Annotated in this window: 22 protein-coding genes and 1 pseudogene; 11 read left to right on the plus strand and 12 right to left on the minus strand. The window is 64.3% G+C overall.

Annotated elements, in window-relative coordinates; translation table 11 throughout:
• Positions 1-4 precede the first annotated feature (4 nt).
• The gene (locus tag AC5RU7_RS03530; RefSeq protein ID WP_494051077.1) at positions 5-1,588 is read right to left on the minus strand and encodes a CYTH and CHAD domain-containing protein; all 1,584 of its coding nucleotides are present in this window, start codon (positions 1,586-1,588) and stop codon (positions 5-7) included.
• A gap of 142 nt (positions 1,589-1,730) precedes the next feature.
• Here AC5RU7_RS03530 and AC5RU7_RS03535 point away from each other — a divergent pair, with 142 nt between their 5' ends.
• From AC5RU7_RS03535 to AC5RU7_RS03545, 3 genes are all read left to right on the plus strand, one after another.
• Positions 1,731-3,059 (plus strand): MFS transporter, encoded by a 1,329-nt coding sequence (locus tag AC5RU7_RS03535; RefSeq protein WP_494051078.1) that lies wholly within the window; start codon positions 1,731-1,733, stop codon positions 3,057-3,059.
• Positions 3,060-3,065: 6 nt separating this feature from the next.
• Positions 3,066-3,746 carry a FadR/GntR family transcriptional regulator gene (locus AC5RU7_RS03540; RefSeq protein WP_494051079.1) on the plus strand — a complete coding sequence of 227 codons (681 nt, stop codon included), beginning with the start codon at positions 3,066-3,068 and terminating at the stop codon, positions 3,744-3,746.
• A gap of 83 nt (positions 3,747-3,829) precedes the next feature.
• Positions 3,830-5,080: an AI-2E family transporter gene (locus AC5RU7_RS03545; protein WP_494051080.1), complete on the plus strand. Its 1,251-nt coding sequence runs from the start codon at positions 3,830-3,832 to the stop codon at positions 5,078-5,080.
• Between the two features lie 164 nt (positions 5,081-5,244).
• Here the strand turns inward: AC5RU7_RS03545 and AC5RU7_RS03550 are convergent, their stop codons facing one another.
• Positions 5,245-5,781: a hypothetical protein gene (locus AC5RU7_RS03550; RefSeq protein WP_494051081.1), complete on the minus strand. Its 537-nt coding sequence runs from the start codon at positions 5,779-5,781 to the stop codon at positions 5,245-5,247.
• 156 nt (positions 5,782-5,937) lie between these two features.
• Here AC5RU7_RS03550 and AC5RU7_RS03555 point away from each other — a divergent pair, with 156 nt between their 5' ends.
• From AC5RU7_RS03555 to AC5RU7_RS03565, 3 genes are read left to right on the plus strand one after another with little or no spacing between them, the layout of a single operon-like run.
• Positions 5,938-6,228: a hypothetical protein gene (locus AC5RU7_RS03555; protein WP_494010306.1), complete on the plus strand. Its 291-nt coding sequence runs from the start codon at positions 5,938-5,940 to the stop codon at positions 6,226-6,228.
• A 3-nt stretch (positions 6,229-6,231) separates the two neighbouring features.
• On the plus strand, positions 6,232-7,059 hold the full coding sequence (locus AC5RU7_RS03560) for a DUF1206 domain-containing protein (protein WP_494051082.1): 828 nt from the start codon (positions 6,232-6,234) through the stop codon (positions 7,057-7,059).
• A gap of 28 nt (positions 7,060-7,087) precedes the next feature.
• The gene (locus tag AC5RU7_RS03565) at positions 7,088-8,308 is read left to right on the plus strand and encodes an SRPBCC family protein (protein ID WP_494051083.1); all 1,221 of its coding nucleotides are present in this window, start codon (positions 7,088-7,090) and stop codon (positions 8,306-8,308) included.
• Between the two features lie 136 nt (positions 8,309-8,444).
• On the opposite strand, the gene AC5RU7_RS03570 is transcribed toward AC5RU7_RS03565, so the two are convergent.
• From AC5RU7_RS03570 to AC5RU7_RS03600, 7 genes and pseudogenes are all read right to left on the minus strand, one after another.
• The gene (locus tag AC5RU7_RS03570) at positions 8,445-9,911 is read right to left on the minus strand and encodes an FAD-dependent oxidoreductase (RefSeq protein ID WP_494051084.1); all 1,467 of its coding nucleotides are present in this window, start codon (positions 9,909-9,911) and stop codon (positions 8,445-8,447) included.
• Positions 9,912-9,931: 20 nt separating this feature from the next.
• A complete protein-coding gene (gene cobA / locus AC5RU7_RS03575) occupies positions 9,932-11,191 on the minus strand; it encodes a uroporphyrinogen-III C-methyltransferase (RefSeq protein ID WP_494051085.1) in 1,260 nt (419 codons plus the stop codon).
• Positions 11,192-11,443: 252 nt separating this feature from the next.
• Positions 11,444-12,385: a PLP-dependent cysteine synthase family protein gene (locus AC5RU7_RS03580; RefSeq protein ID WP_494051086.1), complete on the minus strand. Its 942-nt coding sequence runs from the start codon at positions 12,383-12,385 to the stop codon at positions 11,444-11,446.
• Positions 12,386-12,518: 133 nt separating this feature from the next.
• Positions 12,519-13,499 carry an ABC transporter permease gene (locus AC5RU7_RS03585; RefSeq protein ID WP_494051087.1) on the minus strand — a complete coding sequence of 327 codons (981 nt, stop codon included), beginning with the start codon at positions 13,497-13,499 and terminating at the stop codon, positions 12,519-12,521.
• On the minus strand, positions 13,489-14,214 hold the full coding sequence (locus AC5RU7_RS03590) for an ABC transporter ATP-binding protein (protein WP_494051088.1): 726 nt from the start codon (positions 14,212-14,214) through the stop codon (positions 13,489-13,491). The genes AC5RU7_RS03585 and AC5RU7_RS03590 overlap by 11 nt, the downstream gene beginning before the upstream one ends.
• Before the next feature lie 26 nt (positions 14,215-14,240).
• The gene (locus AC5RU7_RS03595; RefSeq protein WP_494051352.1) at positions 14,241-15,368 is read right to left on the minus strand and encodes an ABC transporter substrate-binding protein; all 1,128 of its coding nucleotides are present in this window, start codon (positions 15,366-15,368) and stop codon (positions 14,241-14,243) included.
• Positions 15,369-15,498: 130 nt separating this feature from the next.
• Positions 15,499-16,215: pseudogene (locus AC5RU7_RS03600) on the minus strand (RtcB family protein); the annotation flags it as partial.
• A 213-nt stretch (positions 16,216-16,428) separates the two neighbouring features.
• Between AC5RU7_RS03600 and AC5RU7_RS03605 the strand changes: the two are divergent.
• Positions 16,429-18,540, plus strand: coding sequence for a KAP family P-loop NTPase fold protein (locus AC5RU7_RS03605; RefSeq protein WP_494051089.1), 2,112 nt, complete (start codon positions 16,429-16,431; stop codon positions 18,538-18,540).
• Positions 18,541-18,633: 93 nt separating this feature from the next.
• On the opposite strand, the gene AC5RU7_RS03610 is transcribed toward AC5RU7_RS03605, so the two are convergent.
• From AC5RU7_RS03610 to AC5RU7_RS03620, 3 genes are read right to left on the minus strand one after another with little or no spacing between them, the layout of a single operon-like run.
• Positions 18,634-19,398 carry a metallophosphoesterase family protein gene (locus AC5RU7_RS03610; RefSeq protein WP_494051353.1) on the minus strand — a complete coding sequence of 255 codons (765 nt, stop codon included), beginning with the start codon at positions 19,396-19,398 and terminating at the stop codon, positions 18,634-18,636.
• A 5-nt stretch (positions 19,399-19,403) separates the two neighbouring features.
• Positions 19,404-19,772, minus strand: a complete 369-nt coding sequence (locus tag AC5RU7_RS03615) for a hypothetical protein (protein WP_494051090.1) — start codon at positions 19,770-19,772, stop codon at positions 19,404-19,406.
• A complete protein-coding gene (locus AC5RU7_RS03620; RefSeq protein WP_494051091.1) occupies positions 19,769-19,975 on the minus strand; it encodes a hypothetical protein in 207 nt (68 codons plus the stop codon). Before AC5RU7_RS03620 ends, AC5RU7_RS03615 begins: the two co-directional genes overlap by 4 nt.
• A gap of 473 nt (positions 19,976-20,448) precedes the next feature.
• Here AC5RU7_RS03620 and AC5RU7_RS03625 point away from each other — a divergent pair, with 473 nt between their 5' ends.
• From AC5RU7_RS03625 to AC5RU7_RS03640, 4 genes are all read left to right on the plus strand, one after another.
• Entirely contained in the window at positions 20,449-20,610 is a 162-nt protein-coding gene (locus tag AC5RU7_RS03625) for a hypothetical protein (protein ID WP_494051092.1), read from the plus strand.
• A gap of 226 nt (positions 20,611-20,836) precedes the next feature.
• A complete protein-coding gene (locus AC5RU7_RS03630) occupies positions 20,837-21,067 on the plus strand; it encodes a helix-turn-helix domain-containing protein (protein ID WP_494051093.1) in 231 nt (76 codons plus the stop codon).
• 223 nt (positions 21,068-21,290) lie between these two features.
• A complete protein-coding gene (locus AC5RU7_RS03635; protein ID WP_494051094.1) occupies positions 21,291-24,890 on the plus strand; it encodes a DEAD/DEAH box helicase in 3,600 nt (1,199 codons plus the stop codon).
• A 58-nt stretch (positions 24,891-24,948) separates the two neighbouring features.
• The gene (locus AC5RU7_RS03640) at positions 24,949-26,115 is read left to right on the plus strand and encodes a type ISP restriction/modification enzyme (RefSeq protein ID WP_494051354.1); all 1,167 of its coding nucleotides are present in this window, start codon (positions 24,949-24,951) and stop codon (positions 26,113-26,115) included.
• Positions 26,116-26,208 lie beyond the last annotated feature (93 nt).

Here is a 26,208-nt window from a genome sequence, read left to right on the forward strand (position 1 = left end):
CGCCTCAGATGACCCCGCGCCGCAGCAGGTCCCGGGACTTCTTGCGGGCCTTCCGGTACTTGGCCTCGGCGGCGGCCATCAGTTCCTCCTGCCGCTGCAGCAGGGCGGCGTAGGTTTCACTGACGGGCAGCCGGTCCCGGTCCGAGCCCAGGCCCGCCAGCAGGTCGCGGGCCACCACCGCATCGTGGTAGTCGCCCAGGATCTTCTGTTGCCGGTGGGCTGCCTTCGCCACCTTGCGGGCCCGCTTCCCTTTGACCAGGGCGGCCGACTCCGCCACATGCCGGAGCTTTTTGGCATCCTTGCGCACCCGGTGGAGGGCGTTCTCATGGTCAGTACCGCGGCGGGCGCGGACGGCCGCCCGGTGGGAGCGCCGGAGCTTTTTCGCCGCCCTGTCCACCGCCTTCGCAGCCGCACGGCGTCCGGGCGCCACCGTTTCCGCGCGGACGGGCGGGTTGTCTCGGAACTCCTCCAGGCTGTCCAGCAGCCGGAAGTAGCGGTCGGTGCGCAGGGCCTCCTGGAGCCGGCGGTATCCCGCGTCGTACGTGGCACCGGTCTGGCGCTCCACCCGGTCCCGGGCAGCGTCGGGGCCGGGGCCCTGCCCCAGGTCATCAAGGTGCCCGCGGAGCCGGGCCTGCAATACCTCGGCGTCCCGCGGCCCGCCCAGGAGCTGGCCCAGCCATTTGAGTTCGTCCCGCAACCGGCGTACCGGCACCGCCCTGTACAGCTTGCGGTAGCCAGCCAGGACGGAGCGGAGCCGGCGCGTGGCGGAGCGCATGTCATGCACTGCCTCCGGCTCTTCGAGCCTGATGGCGGCGTCCTGGGCAAGGAGCTCCCTGATCTGGGCTGCAGCATAAACGGTGACGACGGCGGTAGCCGGCGACTTCTTGCCGGCCGGCAGGGCGGGGATGGCTTCGTCGGGAGCGGCATTGGCGTCGTCCTGGTCCCCGGCTGATGCGCCAAGCGCCTTGGCCAGCTTCGAGGCGTGGGCCGCCGGGCGGGCTCCGGCCCCCACCAGCAGCTGTTCGGCGGGGGCGAAGAGGCTGGCGTCGCCATTGACGAGTTCCAGTTCCCATTCCCGCCACTGCTGTTTGTGCCCGCCATCAGCTCCGTCCTGACCCGGCAGCCGTTCCGCCGTGACCCGGTCGTCCGCCAGGTCGGCCAGGTGGACGCCGTCGTCCCCGTGGAGGGCGTGGGTCGTCCGCCTGGTGCGCAGCTTCACCACCGGAACCAGTTCGGCTCCGCGGAGGTATGCCTGGACACGGTCCAGGAGGGTGTCGGGCACGACGTCGGCCTGGCCCAGCGGGGCGTGCAGCTCGCGGCGCTGCTGGGGTTCCGTGGCCCCGGTTTCGGCTGCTTGGGGCGGCAGCTTCAGGTGCCAGCCGGCACCATTTCCGCCGGTCCGGCGGCGGAGGGTGATGCGGCGGGAGGCCAGCGTGTGGTCTGCGGTATCGAAGTACACGGCTTCCAGCTTGGCCGTATGCGGCTCGGCCACGCGCGCCACACCCGGCAGGCCATCCAGCGGCGGCACCGTGGCGTCCTTGCCGACGTCGTATTTCTTCTCGACCTCGAGTCCCTGGGAAGCCTCCACAACCGTCCTTCCACATCCGCTGCATTGCGTAGTCCGGGTGGTTGGCACCCGGCTTAGGCAGTCTATGACCTGCTGGTGCACGGCCGGGAGAGCTTGCCCACAAAACCCTAGACATCAAACGTCTAACGTTTAGTCTGGACGTATGCCCGCAACTCCACCCCCTTCCGCCCTCGCGTCCACGCCCTGCCCCGCTCCTGCCGCGCTGGCCCCTGCCCGCGCTGCGGCTTCTGTTCCGATCACGGCGGTTGCACCGGCTGTTGCGGCGTCCCCGGTGGCAGCCGTCCAGGCCCGGCCACGCTCCGCCGTCGTCTTCGGCGTCATAGCGCTGGTGCTGATCGGACTGAACCTGCGCGCGGGCATCACCGGGGCGTCGGCCCTGCTCCACGACCTGCAGGCGGTACTCGGATACGGCGCGCTGGTGGCGGCCGTCATTCCGTCCATCCCCACCCTCTGCTTTGCCTTGGCCGGCGCCGGAACGTCCTGGCTGACCGGGCGGCTGGGCGTGGAGAAGGCCATCCTCCTGGCCCTGGCCATGCTCGCCGGCGGGCTCCTGCTGCGCGGCATTCCGGCCACCGGGATGCTACTGGCCGGCAGCGTGCTCGGCATGTCCGGGCTGGCGGTCTGCAATGTGGCCATGCCGTCCCTTATCCGCGAACACTTTGCTTCCCGGACCTCGCTGATGACAGGCCTATACACGGTAACCATGACCACCGGGGCAACCGTCACCTCCGTGGCTGTGGTCCCGCTGGCGCAGTCCCTCGGTTCACCGTCCGCCGCCGTCGGAGCTATCGGGATCACCGCCGTCGCTGCTTTCCTGGGCTTCCTGCCGGTGGCGCTGCACGCCCACCGCAACAGCCGCCGTGCCACCGGCGGGCCGGTAACACCCTGGCCGCTGCTGCGCACCCGCAAGGGCCTGCTCCTCACGGCAATCTTCACCCTCCAGGCCCTGCTCGCGTACGCCCTGATGAGCTGGTACCCCTATATGCTCACCACCCTGGGCCTCAGCGCGACGGACAGCGGCCTGATGTTCGGGCTGATGCAGCTCGTTTCGGTACCGGCCGGCATGGCCCTGATCGCCATCGGTTCCCGGCCCAGGATGCTGCGCCCGGCGTTCTACCTGGTCAGCATCGTCATGGTCCTGGGCCTCGTAGCACTCCTGGCACTGCCGGTGCAGCTTGCCTTCGTCTCGGCGATCCTGGTCGGCTTCGGCCTGGGAATCTTCCCGCTGGTGATGGTGATGATCAGCCGCAGCGGCTCGAGCACCGCCGAGACCACTGCGCTGTCCACCCTGGCCCAGTCCACCGGTTACCTGCTGGCGACCGTAGGCCCCTTCGGCATGGGGCTGCTGCACGGCGCAACCGGCAGCTGGACCCTGCCCCTCTCGCTGCTCCTGGCCCTGGCGCTGGTCCAGGTTGTGGTGGCGCACCTGATCACCGGCCCGGCAATGACCGGCAAGCAGAAGATAAAGTAGGACGCCATGGCACTGAGCCCCTCCACCCGCGCGCCCCTGGCCGACGAAGTGACCGCCAAGCTGCGGTCCATGGTGCACTCCGGCGAGTGGCCCCTGAACCAGCGCATCCCGTCCGAAACCGAGCTGATCGCCGGGTTGGGCGTTTCCCGCGGCACCCTGCGCGAGGCCGTCAAGGCCCTGGCCCACAGCGGCATGCTGGAGGTCCGCCGCGGCGACGGCACCTATGTCCGCGCCACCAGCGAAATCTCCGGCGCCGCCCGCCGGATGTACCAGGACCACACCGAGCAGCACATCCTGGAGGTCCGGCTGGGGCTGGACACGCAGGCGGCGCGGCTCGCGGCCCGGAACGCCACCGCCGACGACGTAACGGCCCTGCGCGGGCTGCTCGCCACCCGGGACCAGGCCTGGCACGCCGGCGACTACGACACCTGGGCGCGTGCCGACTGGGGCTTCCATGAACGGGTGGCGCAGGCCTCCGGCAACCCCCTGCTGCACGAGCTCTACATCAGTTTCGGGCCCGCGCTCCACCAGGATCTCCTGACCCAGCAGGCCCGGCCGGGATTCGAGGGGCTGCCGCTGGAGGGCCACGAAGTCCTGTTGGAGGCTATCGAACGGCACGACGAAGAGGCCGCCGTCGCCACCGTCAACAGAAACCTGAACTCCTGCGCAGAGTGGCTCGGCGCCTAGTCAGTCAGTAGGCTTACTATCTGACGTAGGTAGTAAGCCTGCCCGCGCCCGCGGGCGGGCGCCGCCGATGATGAGGAGTTCCCGTGGCGCGATCAACACGCCTGACCGAACACGAGCTGGGCAACGAGTCCGAACAGTCGAAACCGGGCACGGAGGCCGTGACCGCGGAAGGTGCAGCCCGGCAGGGTCAACCCCTTGGAAAGTCCGCCCTGCAGCGGGGCGGGAAACAGGGCGAAACCAAACCGGCCGGCGCCTTATGGGCTGACGGACTGGGACGCGTGGGCATCCGCTCCGCCCAGATCCTGCTGATCCTGACGGTGGCCGTGGTGTCCGTCTATGGCCTGATGCAGATCAAGCTCCTGGTTATCCCGATCCTGATCGCACTGATCCTGGCCGCGGCCATCGGCCCGTTCGTCAACATGCTCCGGCGCCGCGGAATGCGGGGCGGGCTGGCCACCGGCATCGCCTTCATCGGGCTCCTCCTGCTGCTGGGCGGCGTTTTCACGGTGATCTACTTCTCGGTCCGGAACCAGTGGGGCGAGCTGGCAGCCCAGGCCTCGTCCGGCCTGGACGAGCTGGAGAACTTCCTCCGCACCGGCCCCATCCCCATTGACCAGGAGCAACTGAACCAGGCGCGGCAGGGCATCATTGACTTCGCCACCAGCAGCCAGGCCCGTTCAGGCGCGATCACCGGACTCTCCGTGGTCACGGAATTCCTCGCCGGGTCCGCCCTGATGGTGGTCATCCTGTTTTTCTTCCTCAAGGACGGCGCCAAGATCTGGAACTTCCTGCTCCGCCCCTTCAGCGGGCAGCGCGAAGCCAAGCTGCGCCGGGTGGGCCGCCGCACCCTTGAGGTCCTGGGCGGCTATGTCCGCGGCACCGCCATCGTGGCGCTCGTGGACACGGTGGCCATCGGCGCCGCCCTGTTGATCCTGCAGGTTCCGCTGGCGTTCCCGCTGGCGATCATCGTGTTCATCGGCGCCTTCATTCCGTTGGTGGGTGCCACCGTGGCCGGGATCCTGGCCGCCCTGGTGGCCCTGGTGGCGAACGGCCCTGTGGTGGCGCTGATCGTGGTGGCGGTGGTCATCGCGGTCAACCAGCTGGAGGGCGACCTGCTGCAGCCCATCGTCATGGGCAACGCCCTGAAGCTCCATGCGCTGGTGATCCTGATGGCACTGACCGCTGGCACAATCCTTGCAGGAATCGTGGGTGCGGTGCTGTCCGTCCCGCTGGCCGCCGTCGTATGGGCCATCATCCAGGTGTGGACGGCCGAGGACCCGAACCTCGAGGACATGAATCCGGACCTGCCGGCGGCGGGAACCAAACCGGTCTAGTAACCCTTGGAGTTTTCGTCCAGATATGGGGGCTTGTAGGGCGTTTTGGACTCCATATCTGGACAAAAACTCCAGCAGCCACAGGCACGACGGCGGTCCGGCACCCAGGTGCCGGACCGCCGTCGTGCGTTCCGCCTTGCCGCCGCCCGGGCAGCGAAAGATGGCTAGGAGCGCAGACCCACAAACACGTTCTTGGGACGCTGCATCTCACCGTGCTTGGCGCCAAGGATGATCACCAGGCCGGCGAAGGCGGGGATGACCCACTGGAGCGCCTTGAGCTGCTGCTGGGCCGCCTGCAGTTCCTCGGAGGCACCCGCCCGTGGCTCGGTGGCACCCTCGGAGCCCTCCTCGGCGAGCTTTTCCACCTTCTTGCCCAGGATGCCCGAGTACAGGGTTACCGCCGCGCCGGCCACCGTCACGGCCGTCTTGATGGCGGTGTCCCGCGCCACGCCTTCCTGCTTGGCGATCCGGCCCTTGTTCTCCCAAGCGATGGCAAGGTCAGCCACCAGGTGGGAGGCGAACGCCGCCGTCTGGATCGGCGCCCACTTCATCCAGCCGGCGCTTGAGAGCCGGGTCCGTTCGGACGGGTCCCTGGCTTCCGCCGCTGCACCGTTGAGGCCGATGGCGCCCATCAGGGAACCGCCGAACCACGCCGCTGCCGTCAGATCGTGTACTGACCGGGCAATGAGATTTCCTGCCATGATGTGCGTTCCTAACGTTGAACTGGTTTCGGGATGCCGCTGCTGCGGACTTCGATTTCCGTGTCCCCTCAAGGTCATGGTCCGCCTATGGTAAGCACACTTACTAATGTTACGAAAGCCCGTCTTTCAGCCACGGGAACGCGTAATATCGTCGCCATGGGAAACACAGGCACATTGTTCGGCTGGGCCTTCGGGGACCCGGCGCGGGAAGATGACCGCACCTACGTGGACGGGCTCCAGCGCGAGGCCCTGCGCAACGCGCGCGAGACGGCGGAAGCCAAGGGCGTCAGCGCCGTTGCAGGTTCGGAAGTATTCACTGTGTTGAGTGGCGACGATTCCCTGGTGGAGCTGGGCAACGCGCCCGGCCGGCTGGTGGTCCGCTGCACCATCCACGTGGAGGGACCGGGCGCGGAGAAGCTGCGTGCCGAAGGGCCCATGAACGGCTGATCCATGTCGGACGGGGAATCTACGCTGAGCCAGGCGGCGGACGCCGTCGAGGAGGCTTCCAACCACAAGGCCCTGGATGTCCTGGCGCGCGCCGGGTTCGCTGTCATGGCCTTGCTCCACGTCATTGTCGGGGCCATCGCCGTCGCCGTGGCCTTCGGGCAGCCGGGTGAAGCGGATGCCACCGGTGCCATTGAGCAGCTCGCGGCGAACCCCTGGGGCCCGATTGTGATGTGGGCCTGCGTTGCTGCCTGCGCCGGGCTGTCGCTGTGGCAGGCCAGCGAGGCCACGCTCCGGATGCGGGGCAAGCCGCGCAAGGAGCGCTTGGCCAAGCTTGTCTCGTCGGGATTCCTGGGCATCGCCTACGGCAGCGTGGGGCTCAGCTTCGCCGGCTTCGCCGTGGGGCTGCGCGGGGACTCCGGGGACAGTGCCCGGGATTTCAGCGCCTCGCTGATGGCCAACCCGCTGGGCCTCTGGCTGCTGGTGGCCCTGGGGCTGACGATCATCGGGATCGGCATCTACTTCGTGTTCAAGGGCGCGCGGCGCGGGTTCAAGGAGGAGCTCTTCCACTTCGATGGGACGCGCCGCGGCCGGCTGATCGACAGCCTCGGCGTGATCGGGCACGTCGCCAAAGGCGCCGCCCTCAACCTCACCGGACTTCTGTTCGTCATTGCCGCCGCCAAGCACCGTCCCGAGGAATCCACGGGGCTGGACGGCAGCCTCAAGGCCCTCCGCGACCACCCCTTCGGCCCCACCCTGCTGGTTGCGATCGGAGCCGGCTTCATCGCCTACGGCATCTTTGCCTTGATCCGCTCCCGTTTCGGCCGCATGTAGTTTCCGCGGTTTTGGGTAGGAAGGAAACATGACGCACCTGACGACGGACCAGACGGCCGACGACGGCGCCCGCGGCCTGGGTGCGCCCCTCACCGAAGCGACGGGGCAGTCCTTTGCCGGCCTGTTCCGGCTGCTCAAGGTGGTGCGTCCGGGCCGGCCGATCCACCCGAGGGGCCTGGGCCTGGCCGGCGAGCTGAACCGGACTGGGAATCCCTTCCAACCAAGCGGCCTCGACTGGTTGGATTCTCCGGGCACTGACGCGGTGGAGGCGAGGTTTTCCCGGTCAGTCGGCCTTCCGCAGGCACTGCCGGACGTCCTGGGGCTGGCTGTCCGGGCCCGGCCTTCCGATGGTGGAGTGCCCGGCGGCAGCGCGGATGTCCTGTTCGCCTCCACCGGCTGGCGCGTCCCCGGCCGGTTCCTCCTGCAGCCCCGGCTCGACGTTGACGGCGCCACCATGACCACGCTCATGCCGTACCGGGGCCGGAAAGGCCCGGTGCTGCTCGGCCTGCGCACCATCAGCCTGCCGCCGGGTTCGCTGTCCTCGGGTGAATGGGTGCTGGGCTTGTTCTGGGCAAGGCCGATGGGACGCTGGCGCCAGTGCGGCGAGCTCCGGCTCCATGCAGGTGCCCAGCCCGGCGACACCAACCTGCGCTTCAACCCGCTGGAAAACCCGCCGCCGGGGGCGCAGACCTACGCTTGGACCAGGCGGCTGCGCGAGCACTCCTACCGCACCGCGCAGCGCAAGGCACCCGCCGACGTCGGGCGTCCTGGCAACAACCACGCCGGCACCGCAGAAGGAAGGAAGACCATGTCCACCGTGTCCCAGCTCTTCAACTCCCCCGCAGGCGACGTATGGCGCGTCCTCTCCGATGGCTGGCTGTATTCCGGATGGGTGGTGGGAGCCTCCAGGATCCGGGCAGTGGATGACGCGTGGCCCCGGACCGGCGCCCAGCTTCACCATTCCGTGGGTGCCTGGCCGTTCGTCATCAACGACAGCAGCAAGGTGGTGAACTCCGAGCCCGGCCGGTTGCTGGAGCTCGTGGCTCGCGGTTGGCCGATGGGTGAGGCCAAGGTGGTGATCACCCTCGAGGAGCGGGGCAACCAGTGCCAGGTGACCATCGTCGAAGACGCCATCAAGGGACCCGGCAAGCTGATGCCCAAGTTCCTGCGGGACGCCATGATCGGCGTCCGGAACCGCGAAACCCTCCGGCGCCTTGAGCTCATGGCGGCCGGCGGCGCGGGGCGGTAACGGCTTAAGCAAAAAGGAGGCCATCCCGCGCCGGGAACCCTTACGGCCCGGCGCGGGATGACCTCCCCACCCGCACCCTAGCCTCGCAAGCTAGGCCAGGGAACCCTGCGGGTGTGGGCCCACGTTTGCTTTTGGGCTAGACCTGGGCGGCAACGCCGTCGCGGGAGATCTCCACCATGTCCTCGCGCGGCACCACCTTGATGCGCTCACGCTTGACCTCGACGCCGTGCGAGCCGCCGGCCTCGGTGGCAGCGGCGCCCAGGGCGAGCTCGTGGGCGTCCAGTGCCAGCCAGCCTTCCCAGCTGGTGAACTTCACGCCGCGGGCGTCAAGGAGGTCAACGACGGCGTCCTCGGCAGGCACGCTGGCAACCGGAAGGTTCTCGCGGTCTTCCAGCAGGTAGGTCACGGTCTCGAGGGCGTCGCCCTTGGTGTGGCCGATCAGGCCCACCGGTCCGCGCTTGATCCAGCCGGTGGCGTAGAGGCCCGGCACGTGCTGGCCGTCGGCATCCAGGACGCGGCCGCCGTCGTTCGTGACAACGCCCTTCTTGTGGTCGAACTCAACGTCCGGCAGCGGGGAGCCGAAGTACCCAATGGCACGGTACACGGCCTGGACCGGGTAGTCCACGAACTCGCCGGTGCCGCGGGCGTTGCCCGTTCCGTCCAGTTCGGTGCGCTCGAACTTGATGCCGGCAACCTTGCCCGGGGTCTCGGCGTCGTCGTAGATCTCCACCGGGCTGTGCAGGAAGTGCAGGTGCAGGCGGCGGGAGGCCTTGAGCTCGGAGAGGTCCTCGGGCTGCTCGGCGATCCAGTTGGTGAGCGTGCCCACCATGGTCTTGGTCTGGTTGTTGGTCTGGATCTGGCGGTCCGATTCCTCGTCGAACTCGAAGTCCTCCGGGTACAGGATGATGTCCACGTCCTTGGAGTGGGACAACTCGCGCAGCTCCAGCGGGGTGAACTTGACCTGGGCGGGGCCGCGGCGGCCGAAGACGTGCACGTCGGTGACGGGCGAATTCTTCAGGCCGGCGTAGACGTTGTCCGGGATCTCGGTGCTGAGCAGGTCGTCGGCGTGCTTGGACAGGACGCGGGCCACGTCCAGGGCCACGTTCCCGTTACCGAGGACGGCGATCTCCTTGGCGTCCAGCGGCCATTCGCGCGGCACGTCCGGGTGGCCGTCGTACCAGGAGACGAAGTCCGCGCCGCCAAAGGAACCTTCAAGCTCGATGCCGGGAATGTTCAGGTCCGCGTCCTTAATGGCGCCGGTGGCGAAGATGACGGCGTCGTAGTGGGTGCGCAGGTCCTCGATGGTGAGGTCTGTGCCGTAGTCGACGTTGCCGAAGAAGCGGATGTCACCGCGGTCCAGGACTTTGTGCAGGGCGTTGACGATGCCCTTGATGCGGGGGTGGTCCGGGGCCACGCCGTAGCGGATCAGGCCGTAGGGTGCCGGGTAGCGGTCAAAGAGGTCGATGCTCACGGTCAGCTCGCCGCTCTTGACGGCTTCGCTCTTGGTGAGGATGTCCGCGGCGTAGACGCCGGCGGGGCCGGAGCCCACGACGGCAACGCGCAGCGGACGTTCGGCAGAACCTACGGAGGTGCTTGATGACACGGCTGTGTTCCTTTTGTTCGCTAGGAGGTGAGGACTCGGGGCTTGTTCGGGGTGGTGGTGCTGTAGTCAGCGGTTTTGAAGTGCGACGGCGCGAAAGGGCTCACGCGCACCACGTCACCGATGACAATCACTGCGGGATTCGCGACGCCGGCGGCCTCGGCCTGGTCAGCTATGGAACCAAGCGTGCCGATGGTCACGCGCTGGTCCGGCAGGTATCCGTTCTCCACAATACCAACCGGGGTGCCGGCGGGCAGGCCGGCTTCGCCCAGCGCGGACGCTGATTCGCGGAGCTGGCCTACGCCCATGAGCAGGACGATGGTGTGGTCGGCGCGGGCCGGAACCTCCGACAGTTCCTCGTGGCCGGTGACCACGCTGAAGCCCTTGGCCAGGCCGCGGTGAGTCACCGGGATGCCCGCGGCGGCGGGGACTGAGACCGCTGAGGTGACGCCGGAAACGACCTCGACCTCGACGCCGTGCCGGCGGCAGTACTCGGCTTCCTCGCCGCCGCGGCCCAGGACGTAAGGGTCCCCGCCCTTGAGCCGGACCACGCGGTGGCCCTGCAGGGCCTCGTCCACGAGGATCCGGTTGATTTCGGCCTGCGGCACGGGGTGGTGGCCGGGCGTCTTGCCGACCTCGATGACGCGGACGTCAGGGGCCAGTTCGTTGAGGAGTTCGCGGGGGCCAAGGCGGTCGGCAACCACCACGTCGGCCTGGCCCAGGAGGCGGCGGCCGCGGACGGTGATGAGGCCGGTATCGCCGGGACCGCCGCCCACGAGGGCAACCGAACCGGTGGCCGCAGGACGCCGGCGGCGCAGCGGAAGGTCCCCGGTTTCCAGGGCGGTGGCCACGGCATCTCGGACGGCCATGGCGCGGCGCGGGTCTCCCCCGGCGTTCACGGCGATCTTGACGTCATCCACCTCGGCGACGGCGGGCGTCCAGGCCGCGGAGGCTTCGTGATCGGAGGCGTTGACGCACCAGATGCGCTGCGCCTCGGCGTCGGCCGATACCAAGGCGTCCACGGCGGCATCGCCGGTGGCCGTCTGGACGAACCAGACGCCGTCGACGTCTTTGGAGTCATAGGGGCGCGCTGCCCAGGTGAGCAGGCCGGCGTCGGCCATGTCCTGGAGCGCGGGAGAGGCAACGGGAGCCACCACGGTGACCACGGCACCGGCGTCGAGCAGGCCCTTGGCGCGGCGGGCAGCCACCGGGCCGCCGCCCACCACCAACACGGGACGGCCGAGGAGCCGCAGCGCCGTGGGGTAGATATCCTGAATTGCCATGAATCAACGGTAGGGCCGCGTCACAATCGCCCACAAAGGCCGAGCAACACCAGTTCACGCAAGGTAACGCTGCGTCACAAACCCGGCGGGCCGCCGTCGTGCTCCATAGCGGGGCACTTTGGCTCGGAATGCGGCAGTGCTCGCCATGAAAGCCGGTGCGTCCGTGTCATAGTCCCCCGTTTCGGCTGCTGACCGTAGTGAGGAATCGGCCGCGCTCCCGGATCAGCCGCTGCAGGTACCGGCGCCGCGCTTCTATCCGTACAGCCCAGTGCTGAGATACCGGAACCCGGAGTCAACCATGATGGTGACCACAGTTGCATCCGGGCCAAGCTGTTCGGCGACGCGCAGCGCGGCAACAACATTTCCTCCCGAGGAGGTACCGGCGAAGATGCCTTCCTCCCGCGCAAGGCGGCGGCTCATCGCCATCGCATCCTCGGAATTGACCGGCTCTATGGAGTCCACCTCCTCGGGTTCCCACAGCGGCGGCAGGAAGCCGATTCCGATTCCTTCAATCCGGTGGGAGCCGGTAGGGCCTCCGGAAAGTACGGACGACTCAGCCGGCTCGACGGCCACGACCCTAAGCGTTGGCAGGTGGCGGCGCAGGGCGCGCGCAGCGCCGTGTATGGAGTGGGCAGTTCCGACAGACTGTATTAAGGCATCCACGAGACCGTGCGATTGCTGCCAGATTTCCTCGCCCAAGGCCAGATATCCGGTCACGGCGTCGTGGTTGTTGAGCTGGTCGCAGGCCCAGTAGCCCGGCTGCGCGCTCAGCTCGCCTGCGCGGGCGATCATGGCCCTGATCAAGGATTCGGTGATGCGGCCCTGGTCACTTGGTACGTCCTCAACCGTTGCCCCCAGGGCCTCCATGGTGCGGCGTTTCTCGTCGCTGAAAGCGTCTGAGAAAACGACATGCAGCCGGTAGCCCTTGGCCGCACAGGCCAAGGCGAGCGAGATGCCTGTTGTTCCGGCGGTGTACTCAACAACCGTATCGCCCGGGCTGATGTCGCCCCGGGCTTCGGCGGCGCTGATCGCAGCCACAGCCATTCGGTCCTTCATGCTCCCGGTGGGGTTCGCATACTCCAGTTTTGCGAGCACACGCGCTGACCCCGGCGGCACCACTTTTCGCAGTTCGATCAGCGGGGTGGAACCGATGCCCGCCAGTATTCCTTGACCCGGTTCCAGTCCGTGTTCCATGTATCCGCCTCACGCTGAGCGCCTCCGGCCGGAGCGGTCCGGTAAGGAACAAGGTATACCTGTCGGGAAGGGAAGCACAGCAAAGCCCGACGGCGGGAGGTCGCCGTCGGGCTCTGCAGAAGGTGGGTAGGGGCTAGCGTGTGCTGCCGGCGAGGAGGCCGCGGCTGCGCAGGAGCTTCTTCTCGATGGGGGCGAACACCAGCAGTTCGATGAGGATGCCGACGGCCAGGATCAGCAGGATGGCCGACATCACTACAGACATGTCCGACAGGATGCGGCCCTGGTCCAGCAGCGAGCCCAGGCCGAAGCCGATGGTGCCGCCCACGGCGATGATTTCGGCGGCCATGAGTGAGCGCCAGGAGAAGGCCCAGCCCTGTTTCAGTCCGCCGAGGTATCCCGGAAGGGCGGCCGGGAGGATGACCTGAAGAGCCATCTGCAGCCGTGACGCTCCCAGGACGGTGCCGACGCGGCGGTACTGCGGCGGGATCTGGTCCACCCCGGAGATGAGTCCGTTGATGATGGACGGGATGGCGCCCATGAATACCACGAAGTAGACGGTGGCGTCCGTCAGGCCGAACCAGATGATGGCGGCAGGCACCCAGGCGACGGACGGCAGCACCTGCAGGCCGGAGATCAGGGGGCCGAAAGCCCGGCGCAGTGGTGCCACCTGGGCGAGCAGCAGGCCCACCGGTGTGGCGATGGCGACGGAGATGATGAAACCCACCACGCCGCGCTGCAGCGAGGTCCACATGGCTTCCTGCAGCTTGCCTTCATTCCAGAGAAGGCCCATCTGGGCCACAACGTCCAGCGGCCCGGGCACCAGGTCGCGGCGCTTGACCCCAAGCGAGACGTAGAACTGCCAGATGAGCACCAGGACCACCAGGGCGGCGATGGGCAGCAGGATCCGGCTCCAGTCGATCCGGTGCTTGCGCTCGGCGTCCGACTGCAGCGAGTCCAGCCCGGACTCAAGCTCCCGAAGGTCCTCGTTCCCCGTAGACGTCCGCGTCAAAGCGGCATGCACATGAGGGGCTGGTGAAGCGCCGGATGCCGCCCTCGTTTCGAGAGGCCCAACCACCGGGGTCCTGTCCTCGAGGGGGGTGGGGTTACTTGGCATGGCGGCGAATCTCCTCCCGCAGCCGGGCAGTGATGACCCCGGTCAGCTGGCCGGCGAGCCCGGCGTCGGTTCGGTGTTCCTCGGTGACGGCCCACTCCTGGACCACGCGGCCGGGGCGGGAGGACAGCAGCAGTACGCGCTGGCCCAGCCGCACGGCTTCACGGACGTTGTGGGTGACGAAGACAATCGTGCGCCCGGTTTCCTTCCAGATGCGCTCCAGCTCGTCGTGGAGGAGGTCGCGGGTGATCGCATCGAGGGCGGCGAACGGCTCATCCATGAGCAGCAGCTGCCGGTCCTGGGCGAGCGATCGGGCCAGGGACACGCGCTGGCGCATGCCGCCGGACAGCTCGTGCGGACGCTTGTCGCCGGCGGCGCCGAGGTGCACCAGTTCCAGGAGCTCCTGGGCTTTGACGCGCCGCTCCGCCTTGCCCACGCCGCGCAGCTTCAGCGCCAGCTCAATGTTTTCGCGGGCCGTGAGCCAGGGGAAGAGTGCTGCGTCCTGGAACATGAAGGCTGCACCGTCGCTGGGTACTTCCAGGGCGCCCGACGACGGCGCCTCCAGCCCCGCAATGATGTTCAGCAGGGTGGACTTGCCGCAGCCGGAGGCACCGAGGAGGGCAACGAACTCGCCCTTTTCGATGTTGGCGTTGACGTCGTCCAGTACCGGGGCGCCGTCGCCGAAGCGCTTGCCCAGGTGTTCCAGTACGACTGGCATGGTGCCGTCCTTAGGTAGTGGGTTGGTCAGTCCTGGCCGAGGCCGGCCGCTGAAATCTTGCTGGTGCCGGCGACTTCGTTGAGTGCCCGGAGGTCGAAGAGCCCGCTGATGTCGGCCTGCTTCGTGGTGCCGGCATCGACGCCGTCCTGCAGGAGCCGGGGGTAGGCACCTGCCAGCGGGTCAAGGGTGAAGGTGATGTTGGCCAGGGACCGGGCCAGGACGTCGTCGGCCAGTGCGGCGCCCGCGGATTCCTGCAGGGCCGAGTTGATGACCGCTGCTTTCCGGTCCGCGGGGGCCTCGTTCAGCCACGCCACCGACTTCGCGTGCCCGGCGAGGAGGGCCTTCACGGTGTCCGGGTGTTCGGCCGCGAACTTCTGGTTCACGATCAGGATGGTGGTAGGGAACTCGCCCGGCTTGCCGGTCCCGGTGCCGTCCCACAGGTCCTTCTCGTCAACAAGCACCTTGGCTCCGGCCTGAAGCACCAGGCGTGACGCCCACGGCTCAGGCAACCACGCGCCGTCGAGCTTTCCGTCCTGGAACAGCTTGAGCGTCTGGGCGTTTTCGGTCGGGTTGATGGCCACGTCGCCGCTGCCGTCCACGTTGGTCTTGTAGCCCTGGTGGGCGAGCCAGGCGCGGAGGGCCACGTCCTGGGTACCGCCAAGCTGCGGGGACGCGATGGTCTTGCCCTTAAGGTCGGCAGCGGAGTTGATCTCCGGCTTGACCACCAGCTGGGCACCGCCTGCCGCAGCACCGGCGATGACCCGGACGGATACACCCTGGCTCTTGACGAAGGAGTTGATGGCGGGGTTGGGTCCAATGTAGGCGGCGTCGATGGCGCCGGCGTTCAATGCCTCGATGGCTGCCGGGCCCGCGTTAAAGGTCTCGGTGCTGAGGCTGGTGCTGCCCAGCGATTCGGCCAGGAGGCCTTCCTTGATCCCCACCAGCGCCGGGGCGTGCGTGACGTTGCCGAAGTAACCGAGCTTCAGCTCGGCGGCGGGGGTGGGGGCGACGGCCTGCGCCTCAGTGTTGCGCGAGACGGTGGACGCGACCACCGCACCGACGGCGATGAGCAGGACCAGTCCGATGGCCAGGACGGCCTCGATGGCACGCTTGCGCTTGGGTACCGCGCTTTCGCCTGCCACGATGCGGGTCATCCCGGGCTTGGAACTAGTCATTGTTTCACCATAGGGAGTGACATATTCGCGTTCAATGAAGCCTAAACGGGGGGTCACGCACGTTCATCTAGCGTCACATTCCGACGCGGGGGCACCGGGATTGCGCGGTTCAGTTGCCCTTCACGTTGACCAGCTGCCGCAGCTTGTGCCGCACGGTCACGAGGTCCGCGGCGTCCTGCATCACCTGGTCGATCGGCTTGTATGCGGCGGGGATTTCGTCGATGAATGCCTCCGACGCACGGAATTCGATGCCGCGCATGGCCCGCTTGAGTTCCTCCAGGCTGAATGCCTTGCGGGCGGCGTTGCGCGAGTACTCCCGGCCCGCGCCGTGCGGGGAAGAGTTCAGCGACGCCGGGTTGCCCAGGCCCTCCACCACGTACGACGCCGTGCCCATGGATCCGGGGATGAGCCCGGGATCGCCGGGCTCGGCTTTGATGGCGCCTTTGCGGGAGACCCAGACCGGCTTGCCGTAGTGGGTCTCCTGCTGGGTGAAGTTGTGGTGGCAGTTGATCCGCTCGCGCTCCTGCACCCGGCCGCCCACCCAGCGGCCGAACTGGGCACTGACGCGGTCCATCATTTCCTCGCGGTTCAGCAGCGCGAAGTGCTGGGCCCAGCGCAGCTCGGCAATGTACCTCTCGAACTGCGGCGTGCCCTCGTCCAGGTACGCGAGGTCCGGGTCCGGCAGGTAGACCTGGTTCTTCCGGCTGACATGCTGGGCTACGCCGATGTGGTGCTGGGCGATCTTGTTGCCGATGCCCCGGGAGCCCGAGTGCAGGAACAGCCAGACGGCCTGGTTCTCATCGGCACAGATCTCGATGAAATGATTTTCTAACGGTTACGGAGTGTCAACCTTGCTGCTACTGACAACCTAAAACCTCAACACTGCTAGACATACGGGTTGCTTAGCTCCCCCGTATGGGGCACCAGTGTGGCGTGGATTAGCCTTCTTGTCGAGGCCCTGTCATCTCCTGCGGGCCGCCGCGGATGCCGAGGTCTCCGTTCAGGCTGGACAAATATTGTGAATTTCGAGGAAGAGCCCATGGAACCCACCCCTCCCCCTTCGTTCGTCGAGGCAGTAGCGTTCGCGGATACCGACATCAAGAGTGCCGCCGAAGACCGACTGTCCCGGGCACCTTTTGCCAAGCGTGTAGCAGACTTGATAAAAGGGATCCCCTTGGGAGCCGATAGCACCGTTATTGGCGTCATCGGACCATGGGGAGGCGGCAAGACATCGATTCTGAATTTAATCAGAAGAGAGCTCAGCCAAGACGAATCCATGGGCATTGCACAGTTCACACCTTGGGCGGTCGGCGATAGCAATGCATTGATGATCGAGTTCTTTGCGACGCTACTGAATTCCCACGAGAGCCTTAGTGAAGCCAAGGACAAACAAAAATTCCAGGCTCTCGCCAAGAAGCTCGCGCCGGCGCTAGGTGGTTTGGGCGCTGTAGGCAAGGCAGCTGAAGGTGTCTTCCAAGCATTCTTGAGTGACGGGAACTGGCAAAAACAATTTGATGAGCTCGATCGAATGATCTCGGATTCTGGCGCCCGAATCCTAATTACCGTAGATGATGTCGACCGGCTGCACGGCGAAGAGATATTGACGCTTGTCAAAACTATTAGGATGCTAGGCCGTTTTCATAACGTTCACTACGTCCTGGCATATGATCATGCCGCGCTTGTTGATGCGTTGAGTCCGGGACTAGGAGGAAATCGACGACGCGCCGCCGAATATTTGGAGAAGATCGTTCAATATCCGCTTGACATCCCGCCAGCGCAGGAAAGTCAACTGCAAGCCATGCTGAATGAAGGCCTGTCGCCGTTGTTTCAGGAGGACATGGCGACAATCCTCAGCGACGCGAAAGGGCGCTTTCAGCACTTGTATAGCCAAGAATTGAAACGCCATCTAACAACCGCTCGATCCGTCAAGCGCTTCATCGCACAAGCTAATCACTACCACGCACTTGTAGCTGAGCACGTGGATGTCAGCGATTTCCTGCTATTGACATTTCTCCGGCTCCACTTTCCGACGCTCTACAATCGGCTTCAAGGATGGCGCGCGGACCTGACAACTGAGCGATCAGGAGTGCCCCGGGAATTGGCAGAGTCCAGCCAAGCACGCTGGACCGAGCGGCTGAATGACGCCGCTATCACCGACAGCGAGGACCAAAGCGGGCTGATGAAGGTCCTGGCAAAACTATTTCCTGCTGGCTTCGGAGGCTCAACCCAAGGGGCTCAGCCTGGACGAGTCGGCAACCCACGATACTTCGACCGGTACTTCGTCTTCGGCCTGCCTGAAGGGGACCTCTCCGACCAAAAAGTCAGGGAGGACTTCTTGTCGGCCGCAGCGCAGGGAGACCTGCGGGAAGAAACTTTTGCAGGTACTTTCACGTCCCCATCGCCCAGCGTGCGCCGGCTGGCAGTTGAAAAGGCTGAGCCTCTCGTTGCAGAGGCTCATTTGGACAGCGTAGCTAAGATCACGCGTTTTGTGGTTTGGCTGATGAACAGGGAGACCGAAGCCGACCCTCGCTACATGTTTGGCACGTTACTCGGGGACCTTCTGGCGAACCATCCTGGGTTTGATACGGACGAGCAGTGGGAGAGTCTCCTGAAGGAGCTACCGGGCGTACGAGCACTCCGGTCGGCCCTAGAACGGGTTTACTTCCAGACTCGCAGTTATTCTCTGCCTGACGAGGAGGACCCGGCAATCTGGCAAATGCTTAAAGGACCCATTTCAACCGTCGGAGCAGAGGAGCTCATCTCACTAGCCAAAGCTGGCAATACTCGTTGGCGCGATTTCATGGAGACCTACGCCGTTGTATCCAGCCACGGTGATCTACATATTGCCCGCAACACTGTTACTGCGGCTGTATCAAGTGGAGTGCTAGATCCCCTTCAACTCGCAGCGTTCTTTGTCTACCCAGAGGTCCGGCATCACGATCCGGAGTACCAGCTTCAGGACCTCGACATCGCACGCCTTCTTACACTCATCGACGCGACTTTACTCAAGGAATTCGAACTACCCGCGTACCAGGACGATCTGGCTACTGATCGAAGCAACGTGAGTTGGGAGGCCCGGATAAGCCTGGCTATCAGAGGAATCCACCAGTGGCGCCAACAACAGACTGCCGAGTCAGATTTGGCAAAGTGATTCGAACTGACCCTTGAAAGTGGCATCTACCGCGGTCTCCTACATGAACGCGGTGATGGGACGAACGACTTACAGCGAGTGAACTTCCGTCGGTCAGGACCTAACTTTCAGCGGCATGACGTTCGGACTCTCGCTTTCCCCCCACTGCACAAGAACGGTGTTGCCGCCCCACGACCCCTCGTGGGCAAGGATATGAGCGGCCGTTACGGCGCCGTCGTGCCAGACCAGGTCTTGACTCCTACGCTGGTGCCAGTGGCCACAGAACAGCAGGGTGGGCTTGAGCACCTCGACCGTTTTCTGAAGCAGTCCGCGTGTGTGTTCTGCAGCTGAGGCAATGTGTGGCGGCAGCACGAGGCCCTCGAGTCCTTGGAAACCGGCAGGGGCATCGTGCGTCAAGAGCACGTCCACGGGAGCTGATGCGACGAGCTGTTCGGCTTCCGCCGGCGTCGGTTCTTCCAGCTCGGCCCAAACGTCCTTTCCCTCAGTCCGCCATCGCCGATCGACGCTGTACGCGCCCCCAAGGCCCCCGATCCGGAGGCCTTGGCGCTCGATTACCATCCCCCGGGGCACATAGCTCATCCGATCGGACAGCCTCCTGGTACCGTCAGGACGTGACTTCAGCTCCCGGAGTTCTTTGTGGTTGTCATGGTTGCCGTCTATGAAGAGGAATTCGATGTCGGCGTCATCGAGCAGCTGACCGAGGCGTTTGTCGAAACGGCCCTTCTTGGGCCCGGGCCACCTGACGGCTAGGTCGCCTACGTGGAGGAGCAGGTGGACATCCTCGCTTCTTAGCGTTCGAACGACGGCCCGGGCGATGCTAAGGTCTCCGTGCCAGTCGCCAGACACAGCAAACCGCACGGCGTTCAATTTGCGAGCCTTCGGATGGCAAACACAGGAGTCGTTGTTCTAGTTGTCTCTATGCCGTCGCCGCGAACGTCCAGTCGGAAGACCGCTCGACGTCCGAGTTGAAGCTTGACGATCCCCAGTAAGGGCAAAGTCTCCTCGTCGCGCCTGAGAAGCGCTGCTGTCCAATCGGTGGTGGTTTCGGTCCGCAAGGAGCGGACGATAGAGCTGGAATCAGCTCGAAGGTTGAGGACGTATACAGCAGCTGAGGCAGTTATTACCAGATAACGGCCAAGATCGAGGTCAGTGACAGCCTCTACCGATTCGGCGTCAACGCACCGGGCCCTCCAGGATGTGTCTTCCTGACCGCATGTCGAAGTCTTCTTCATGCGGCTTGGCTGCTCGGCACGGCTTCGGTTTGCGGTGATGCAGAAGGGAAATCAACTAAGAGGTAAGCGACACTGTCTTCCTGCACGTAGCGGTGGCGCAAGTCCTTCGTTGCGTCGACGTACTGCGGCACGCAGTTGAGGAAGGTGCGAAGATCGCGGATGGAGACTGGGTCCGAAAGGTTGAGCCTGACCTGTACTGCCAAAATTGGTGCTCCTTGTCTTGATGGTAATTTTCGTCCTAATGTCTCACTAGTGAGACATTAGGACGATCCAATCTTAGTGACAGTGAAGGGGTCTTTCTTCCAAAAGCCCTCCGGCGTCCAGCTGAAGCTTTGAAAAACGCTTGGCAAGGCAGTACGGCTCACATGCGGGCACGGTTGGAGCGGGCGGTGGGACGATGAAGGGGTTGAAGTGGCGGGCAGAGCACGGCGTTCCTATCAAGTCGGGCCAGTTCATCGACGAGGCAAGCTTTTTGCTCGCAAGCAACCAGTAAAGACTCACCCGTCGAAATGGGTTGACTCATGACGGACAGTCTCGGCGCATTGGAAGGTCCAGCACAGGACACCGCCACCAAGGTCTGACACCCAGCGGACTGCTTGCCGAGCAAGGGCCTAAGTTACATAGCGCATATGCTGTGCGCATGGCGGAACTTCTGTATTCGGGCCAAAAATTCCACGTGTCAAAGGACGTAGACATCGAGGAGCTGGCAGAAACCATTCTCGACACCCTGGCCGCGGGAGCCCATGCGTGGATCACATTGCCCGTTGGTCACTCGGAGCCGAAGCGCATGAAACTCCTGATAGGACCCGGTATCCCCGTCGCTGTGCTTGGCGAATGAATAGCGACATGCGGTGGGTGAAACGCCGGCAGCCCCTTATGGGACCAGTGGGGACTGGGGCACCTACATACATCTCCATTTCTTGGTGATCTGCGTCGCTTCTTCGCAAATGTCTCACTAGTGGAGCTGACAAATATGTTTTAGTCTAGTGACATGAGGTGTGCCCATTAGACCTTCACAAACTCCACCCGCTCGCTTGCAGCGATGGCAGGAACGCCGGCGACAGGTGGGGTCCAGAATTCGTGCTATCAGGGAAAGCCAGGGCTTGACACAGATGTCGTTCGCCCTCGAGGCAGGGCTCAGCCGGAACATGGTAATTGGCATCGAATGGGGAAAAAAGAGCCTCGCGTACGAACGGCTCTGGGACATCGCCGACGTCTTGGGAGTGGACGTTCGAGATCTCCTGTCGGACGGCGAACCGTCCGATGGCCCGACCGGCGACGGCGACAAGCTTTGAGAAAGCCATTCCTCCCCTAAGGAGCATCTAGCGTCGCACATTAGGTCGACTGGACTTGACTATCGAGAGTTGATTTTGCTGTAGCCGCCCGAGCAAGCCTTAACTGACACCGAGCTGGGCGACTGGGCCATGTGATACGACAGCACGCCTGAGCCTTAACTGAGCGAGCCATGGGGCGCGGCAAATTGCGAGTGGCAGATTCCCGTAGGGCAAGATACTTCTCATGGGTTCCACAAGCTTCGAAGACGTTCTCGACCGGCTGTATTTCTCCGCCACTGACCAGCATGACAAAGGTACAAAGTTCGAGCACCTGATGAAGCGGTACCTGGAACTTGAACCCAAGTACGCTGACCAGTTCTCGGACGTGTGGCTGTGGAACGAATGGCCCGGCAGGAACGGACATGTCGATACCGGCATCGACTTGGTGGCGAGGGACCGCTACACCGGCGAGCTCACCGGCATCCAGTGCAAGTTCTATGACCCCGCGCGTACGCTAGATAAAAAGCAGATCGACTCGTTTTTCACTGCAGTCGGAAAGGCTGACTTCTCCTACGGCATGGTGGTCTCCACCACAGATAAGTGGTCCAAGCATGCTGAGGATGCGCTGGAGGGCCAGTCCAAGCCGATGACCCGGATGCGTTTCGCTGATTTGGCCGACTCCACCATCGATTGGGCCCAGTTCAGCATGGACGCGCCCGACCAGATGAAACAGCTCGGGGGAAAGGAACCCCGGAAGTACCAGCGCGAAGCCATCGAGGATGTAAAGGAGGGCTTCACAGTAAGTGATCGCGGACGGCTCATCATGGCCTGCGGAACCGGCAAGACCTACACCTCACTGAAGATGGTCGAGGAGATCGTCCCCATAGGCGGTTCCGTGCTGTTCCTAGTTCCCTCCATCGCCCTGCTCCAGCAGACCCTCAATGAGTGGACCTCCCAGGCGTCCGTCCCGCTACGGCCCCTGGCCGTCTGCTCCGACACGAAGGTCGGACGCAGGGAGCACGAGGACGTCAGCGTCCACGACCTGGCGTTCCCTGCGACCACGGACCCTGCGAAGCTCCTGAACCGGGCCAGGATCAGCACCGGCCAGGAAGCCATCACGGTGGTGTTCTCCACCTACCAGTCGATCGACGTGATTCACCAGGCCCAGAAGGAAGGCCTGCCCGAGTTCGACCTCATCGTCTGCGACGAGGCGCACAGGACCACCGGCATCACGGATGCCAGCCACGACGACTCGGCGTTCGTGAAGGTGCACGACAACACCTACATCGAGTCCGGCAAGCGCCTCTACATGACGGCCACGCCGCGGATCTACGTCCAGGAAGCCAAGGCCAAGGCCGGCCAGGACGACGTCAAGATGTACTCAATGGACGATGAGGACATCTACGGTCCGGAATTCCATCACCTCGGCTTCGGCAAGGCCGTGGAGATGGGCCACCTGGCCGACTACAAGGTCCTGGTCCTGGCGGTGGACGAGGAGACCGTCAGTAAATCCTTCCAAAGCCTGTTCGAGGACAACGGCGACCTGAACTTGGACGACGCCGCCCGAATCGTCGGCTGCTGGAACGGTCTGTCCAAGCGCGGTGTCAACGGCCAGCGGCTGGACATTACCGACAGCTCCCCCATGCGCCGGGCCGTCGCCTTCGCTCGCAACATCAAGGAATCCAAGAAGCTGGCCGCCGACTTCGAGCTCGTCGGCCGGCAGCTGCTCGTCAACCGCGGTGAGACCGAAGCGCCGGCATTGAAGCTCGAAGCCGATCACGTGGACGGCACCTTCAACGTCCTGGAGCGCTCCTCCAAACTGGACTGGCTCAAAGCCGAAGACACTGGCACCTCTGAGGGTGAAGACACGTGCCGGATTCTCTCCAACGCCCGTTGCCTCTCGGAAGGCGTGGACGTTCCCTCGCTGGACGCAGTGCTCTTCCTGAACCCGCGCAACTCCCAGGTCGACGTTGTGCAGTCCGTCGGCCGCGTCATGCGCAAGGCTGAAGGCAAGGAGTATGGCTACATCATCCTGCCGATCGCCGTGCCGGCCAGCCAGGACCCCGAGACTGCCCTGAACGACAACAAGAAGTACAAGGTCGTCTGGGATGTCCTGCAGGCACTGCGGGCCCACGATGACCGGTTCGAAGCGATGATCAACAAGCTCGAGCTGAACCGGAATGCCAACGACAAGATTGACGTCATCACGGTCGCCGACCCCTTCGGTGACGGGCCGGCCGGGAGCGGTGGCGAGAACAGGGGTGGGACCGGCACGGAGGCCCTGTTCCACATGGCCGGTGCAGACCAGTGGCGCAACGCCATCTTCGCCCGTATGGTGCGGAAGGTCGGTGACCGCCGCTACTGGGAGTCCTGGGCCAAGGACGTCAAGGAGATCGCCGACAGACACGTGCTCAGGATCCGCACCATCCTGGACGGCGACGACCAGCGTCCGCGAGAAGAATTCAGCGTCTTCCTGCAGGGCCTCCGCGGGAACCTGAACGACTCCATCTCCGAGTCGGACGCTATCGACATGCTCTCCCAGCACCTGATCACCAAACCGGTGTTCGAGGCGCTCTTCGAGGGCTACTCGTTCGCTGCCAACAACCCGGTCTCTCAGGTTATGGATTCCATGGTCGACATCCTGGAGAAGTACAACCTGGACTCCGAGGTGGCCAGCCTCGAGTCCTTCTACCGCTCCGTCCGGGTCCGTGCCGAAGGCATCACCAACGCCGAAGGAAAGCAGAAGATCGTCACCGAGCTGTACGAGAAGTTCTTCAAGCTCGCCTTCCCGCGCACTGCGGAATCCCTGGGTATCGTCTACACCCCGGTGGAGGTCGTGGACTTCATCATCCGCGCTGTCGACGATGTGCTGGCCAAGGACTTCGGCGCCTCCATCAGCGACGAAGGCGTCCACGTCCTGGACCCCTTTACAGGCACGGGCACGTTCATTGTCCGTCTGCTTCAGTCCGGACGGATCAAACCGGAAGACTTGCTCCGGAAGTACACCTCCGAGCTGCACGCCAACGAGCTGCTGCTCATGGCGTACTACATCGCTGCCATCAACATCGAGGCCACAGTCCACGGGCTCCTCGAGGAACAGGCGTCAGCCGACGGCCGATCTGTATCGGATGTGAACTATCTGCCCTTCGACGGCATCGTCATGACCGACACCTTCCAAATGACCGAAGACGGCGACACCCTCGACGACTTCGTCTTCACCTCCAATAACGACCGTGTCAAAGCCCAGAACGCTCTGGACATCCGGGTCATCATCGGCAACCCGCCCTATTCTGTAGGCCAATCCAGCGGCAACGACAACAACGCCAACCTCAAATACCCGACCTTGGACGAATCAATCCGCTCCAGCTATGCCGAACTCTCCAGCGCAACCAACAAAAACTCCCTCTACGACTCCTACATCCGCGCCATCCGCTGGGGCTCCAACCGGCTCCTCAACTCCACCCACGGCGGCGTCCTCTGCTACGTCTCCAATGGCGGCTACATCGACGGAAACACCGCGGACGGATTGCGAAAAACACTCGTAACCGAGTTCCACGACATCTACGTCTACAACCTGCGCGGCAACCAGCGAACTGCCGGGGACCAAAGCCGGCGAGAGGGTGGCAAGATCTTCGACTCCGGCAGCCGCAACACTGTCGCGGTGCTTCTGCTCGTGAAGAGACCTGGTGCCGTAGAAGAAGGGACTTTGCATTATCGGGACATTGGCGACCATCTGGACCGGAAGCAAAAGCTGGCGATTGTGGATGCGGGCAACGTGGCCGACATCGCCTGGGAATCAATTACGCCCAGCCCAGATAGACTGGATCAACCATCGGAACGCTGACTTCGAAGCGTTCAACCCGATCAGCGCCAAGGACGGAGGAAACCGCGGCATCTTTGCCATGCACTCCGGTGGGGTGAAGACCAACCGCGATGTGTGGGTTTACAGCTCTTCTGAGCATGCAGTTCGTCGAAATGTTGAGTCCATGGTCGAGTTCTACAACAATGAAGTCGCTCGTTATGCCTCCGGGGGCAAGGGCATGCCTGTGGACGCTTTCATAAACGTAGATCCTAAGAAACTGAGCTGGAACAGAGCCGATAAAGTCCAGCTGAAAAGAGGTACGGCTTACGCGGTGAAGGATAGCTACTACCGCGTCTCTTCGTACCGCCCCTTCCAGAAACAGCATGTTTGCTTCAGCCGACAGCTCAACGACATGGTGTACCAGTTGGAGACGATTTTCCCCACACCGGCTTTGGAAAACCACGGCATCTACATCACCTCGCCGGCATCGCATTACCCGACATTTGAAGCGCTTATGGTTGACGCCTTGCCGGACCTGCACACCCTTGATACGGGACAGTTCTTTCCGAGATACACCTACTCGGCCCAGGCCACTGGAACACTGTTTGATGTCGCTGACGGGGAGATGAAGCGGGTTGATAACATCACGGACGATTCACTTGCCGACTACCGTGCCGTCTATGGATTCGAGGTCAGCAAGGACGACATCTTCCACTACGTCTACGGGCTTCTCCACTCCCCCGAGTATCGAACCAGGTTCGCCGCCGATTTGAAGAAGATGCTTCCCCGCATTCCGCAGGTTCATGGCGCTGATCGGTTCCATGCTTTCGCCGCTGCTGGTCGCGAACTCTCCGCCCTTCACGTAGGCTACGAGTCACTGGAGCCGCACCCGCTGAACGAGGTGGCCACCGGTCTGGTTGTGGAACAGGACGACTACGCCCGGTATTCGGTAGCGAAGATAAAGTACGCCGGCAAGGCGGGGGCCTGGGACAAGACCCGGATCATTTACAACGCCCACATCACGCTGGACGGCATCCCGGAGGAAGCCCACGACTACATGCTGGGCTCCCGTTCAGCCCTGGACTGGATTCTGGAGCGCTATCAGGTGAAGGCCGACAAGGCATCGGGCATCATCAACGACCCCAACGACTGGTCGCGCGAGCATAACCAGCCACGCTACATCATTGACCTGATCGGACGAATAGTGACGCTCAGCCTGGAGACCAGCCGGATCGTTGCCTCGTTGCCTAGACTTGAGCTGGACTAAGCCCAGCTGGCGGCCCAAGGGACCTTTATGGCGGCCGCGAAGGCATGAGCCACTCCGGGCAGGCCTTGGTATCAGGATCGATGGTCCTGTGCT

The sequence above is a fragment of the Arthrobacter sp. K410C genome (assembly GCF_059090105.1).

Coding starts and splice junctions, on each gene's coding strand:
- AC5RU7_RS03640 (WP_494051354.1), top strand. CDS start 24,949: ATGCACTCCGGTGGGGTGAAGACCAACCGCGATGTGTGGGTTTACAGC.
- AC5RU7_RS03595 (WP_494051352.1), bottom strand. CDS start 15,368: ATGACCCGCATCGTGGCAGGCGAAAGCGCGGTACCCAAGCGCAAGCGT.
- AC5RU7_RS03615 (WP_494051090.1), bottom strand. CDS start 19,772: ATGAAGAAGACTTCGACATGCGGTCAGGAAGACACATCCTGGAGGGCC.
- AC5RU7_RS03605 (WP_494051089.1), top strand. CDS start 16,429: ATGGAACCCACCCCTCCCCCTTCGTTCGTCGAGGCAGTAGCGTTCGCG.
- AC5RU7_RS03590 (WP_494051088.1), bottom strand. CDS start 14,214: ATGCCAGTCGTACTGGAACACCTGGGCAAGCGCTTCGGCGACGGCGCC.
- AC5RU7_RS03540 (WP_494051079.1), top strand. CDS start 3,066: ATGGCACTGAGCCCCTCCACCCGCGCGCCCCTGGCCGACGAAGTGACC.
- AC5RU7_RS03565 (WP_494051083.1), top strand. CDS start 7,088: ATGACGCACCTGACGACGGACCAGACGGCCGACGACGGCGCCCGCGGC.
- cobA (WP_494051085.1), bottom strand. CDS start 11,191: ATGGCAATTCAGGATATCTACCCCACGGCGCTGCGGCTCCTCGGCCGT.
- AC5RU7_RS03535 (WP_494051078.1), top strand. CDS start 1,731: ATGCCCGCAACTCCACCCCCTTCCGCCCTCGCGTCCACGCCCTGCCCC.
- AC5RU7_RS03580 (WP_494051086.1), bottom strand. CDS start 12,385: ATGGAACACGGACTGGAACCGGGTCAAGGAATACTGGCGGGCATCGGT.
- AC5RU7_RS03560 (WP_494051082.1), top strand. CDS start 6,232: ATGTCGGACGGGGAATCTACGCTGAGCCAGGCGGCGGACGCCGTCGAG.
- AC5RU7_RS03555 (WP_494010306.1), top strand. CDS start 5,938: ATGGGAAACACAGGCACATTGTTCGGCTGGGCCTTCGGGGACCCGGCG.
- AC5RU7_RS03550 (WP_494051081.1), bottom strand. CDS start 5,781: ATGGCAGGAAATCTCATTGCCCGGTCAGTACACGATCTGACGGCAGCG.
- AC5RU7_RS03635 (WP_494051094.1), top strand. CDS start 21,291: ATGGGTTCCACAAGCTTCGAAGACGTTCTCGACCGGCTGTATTTCTCC.
- AC5RU7_RS03585 (WP_494051087.1), bottom strand. CDS start 13,499: ATGCCAAGTAACCCCACCCCCCTCGAGGACAGGACCCCGGTGGTTGGG.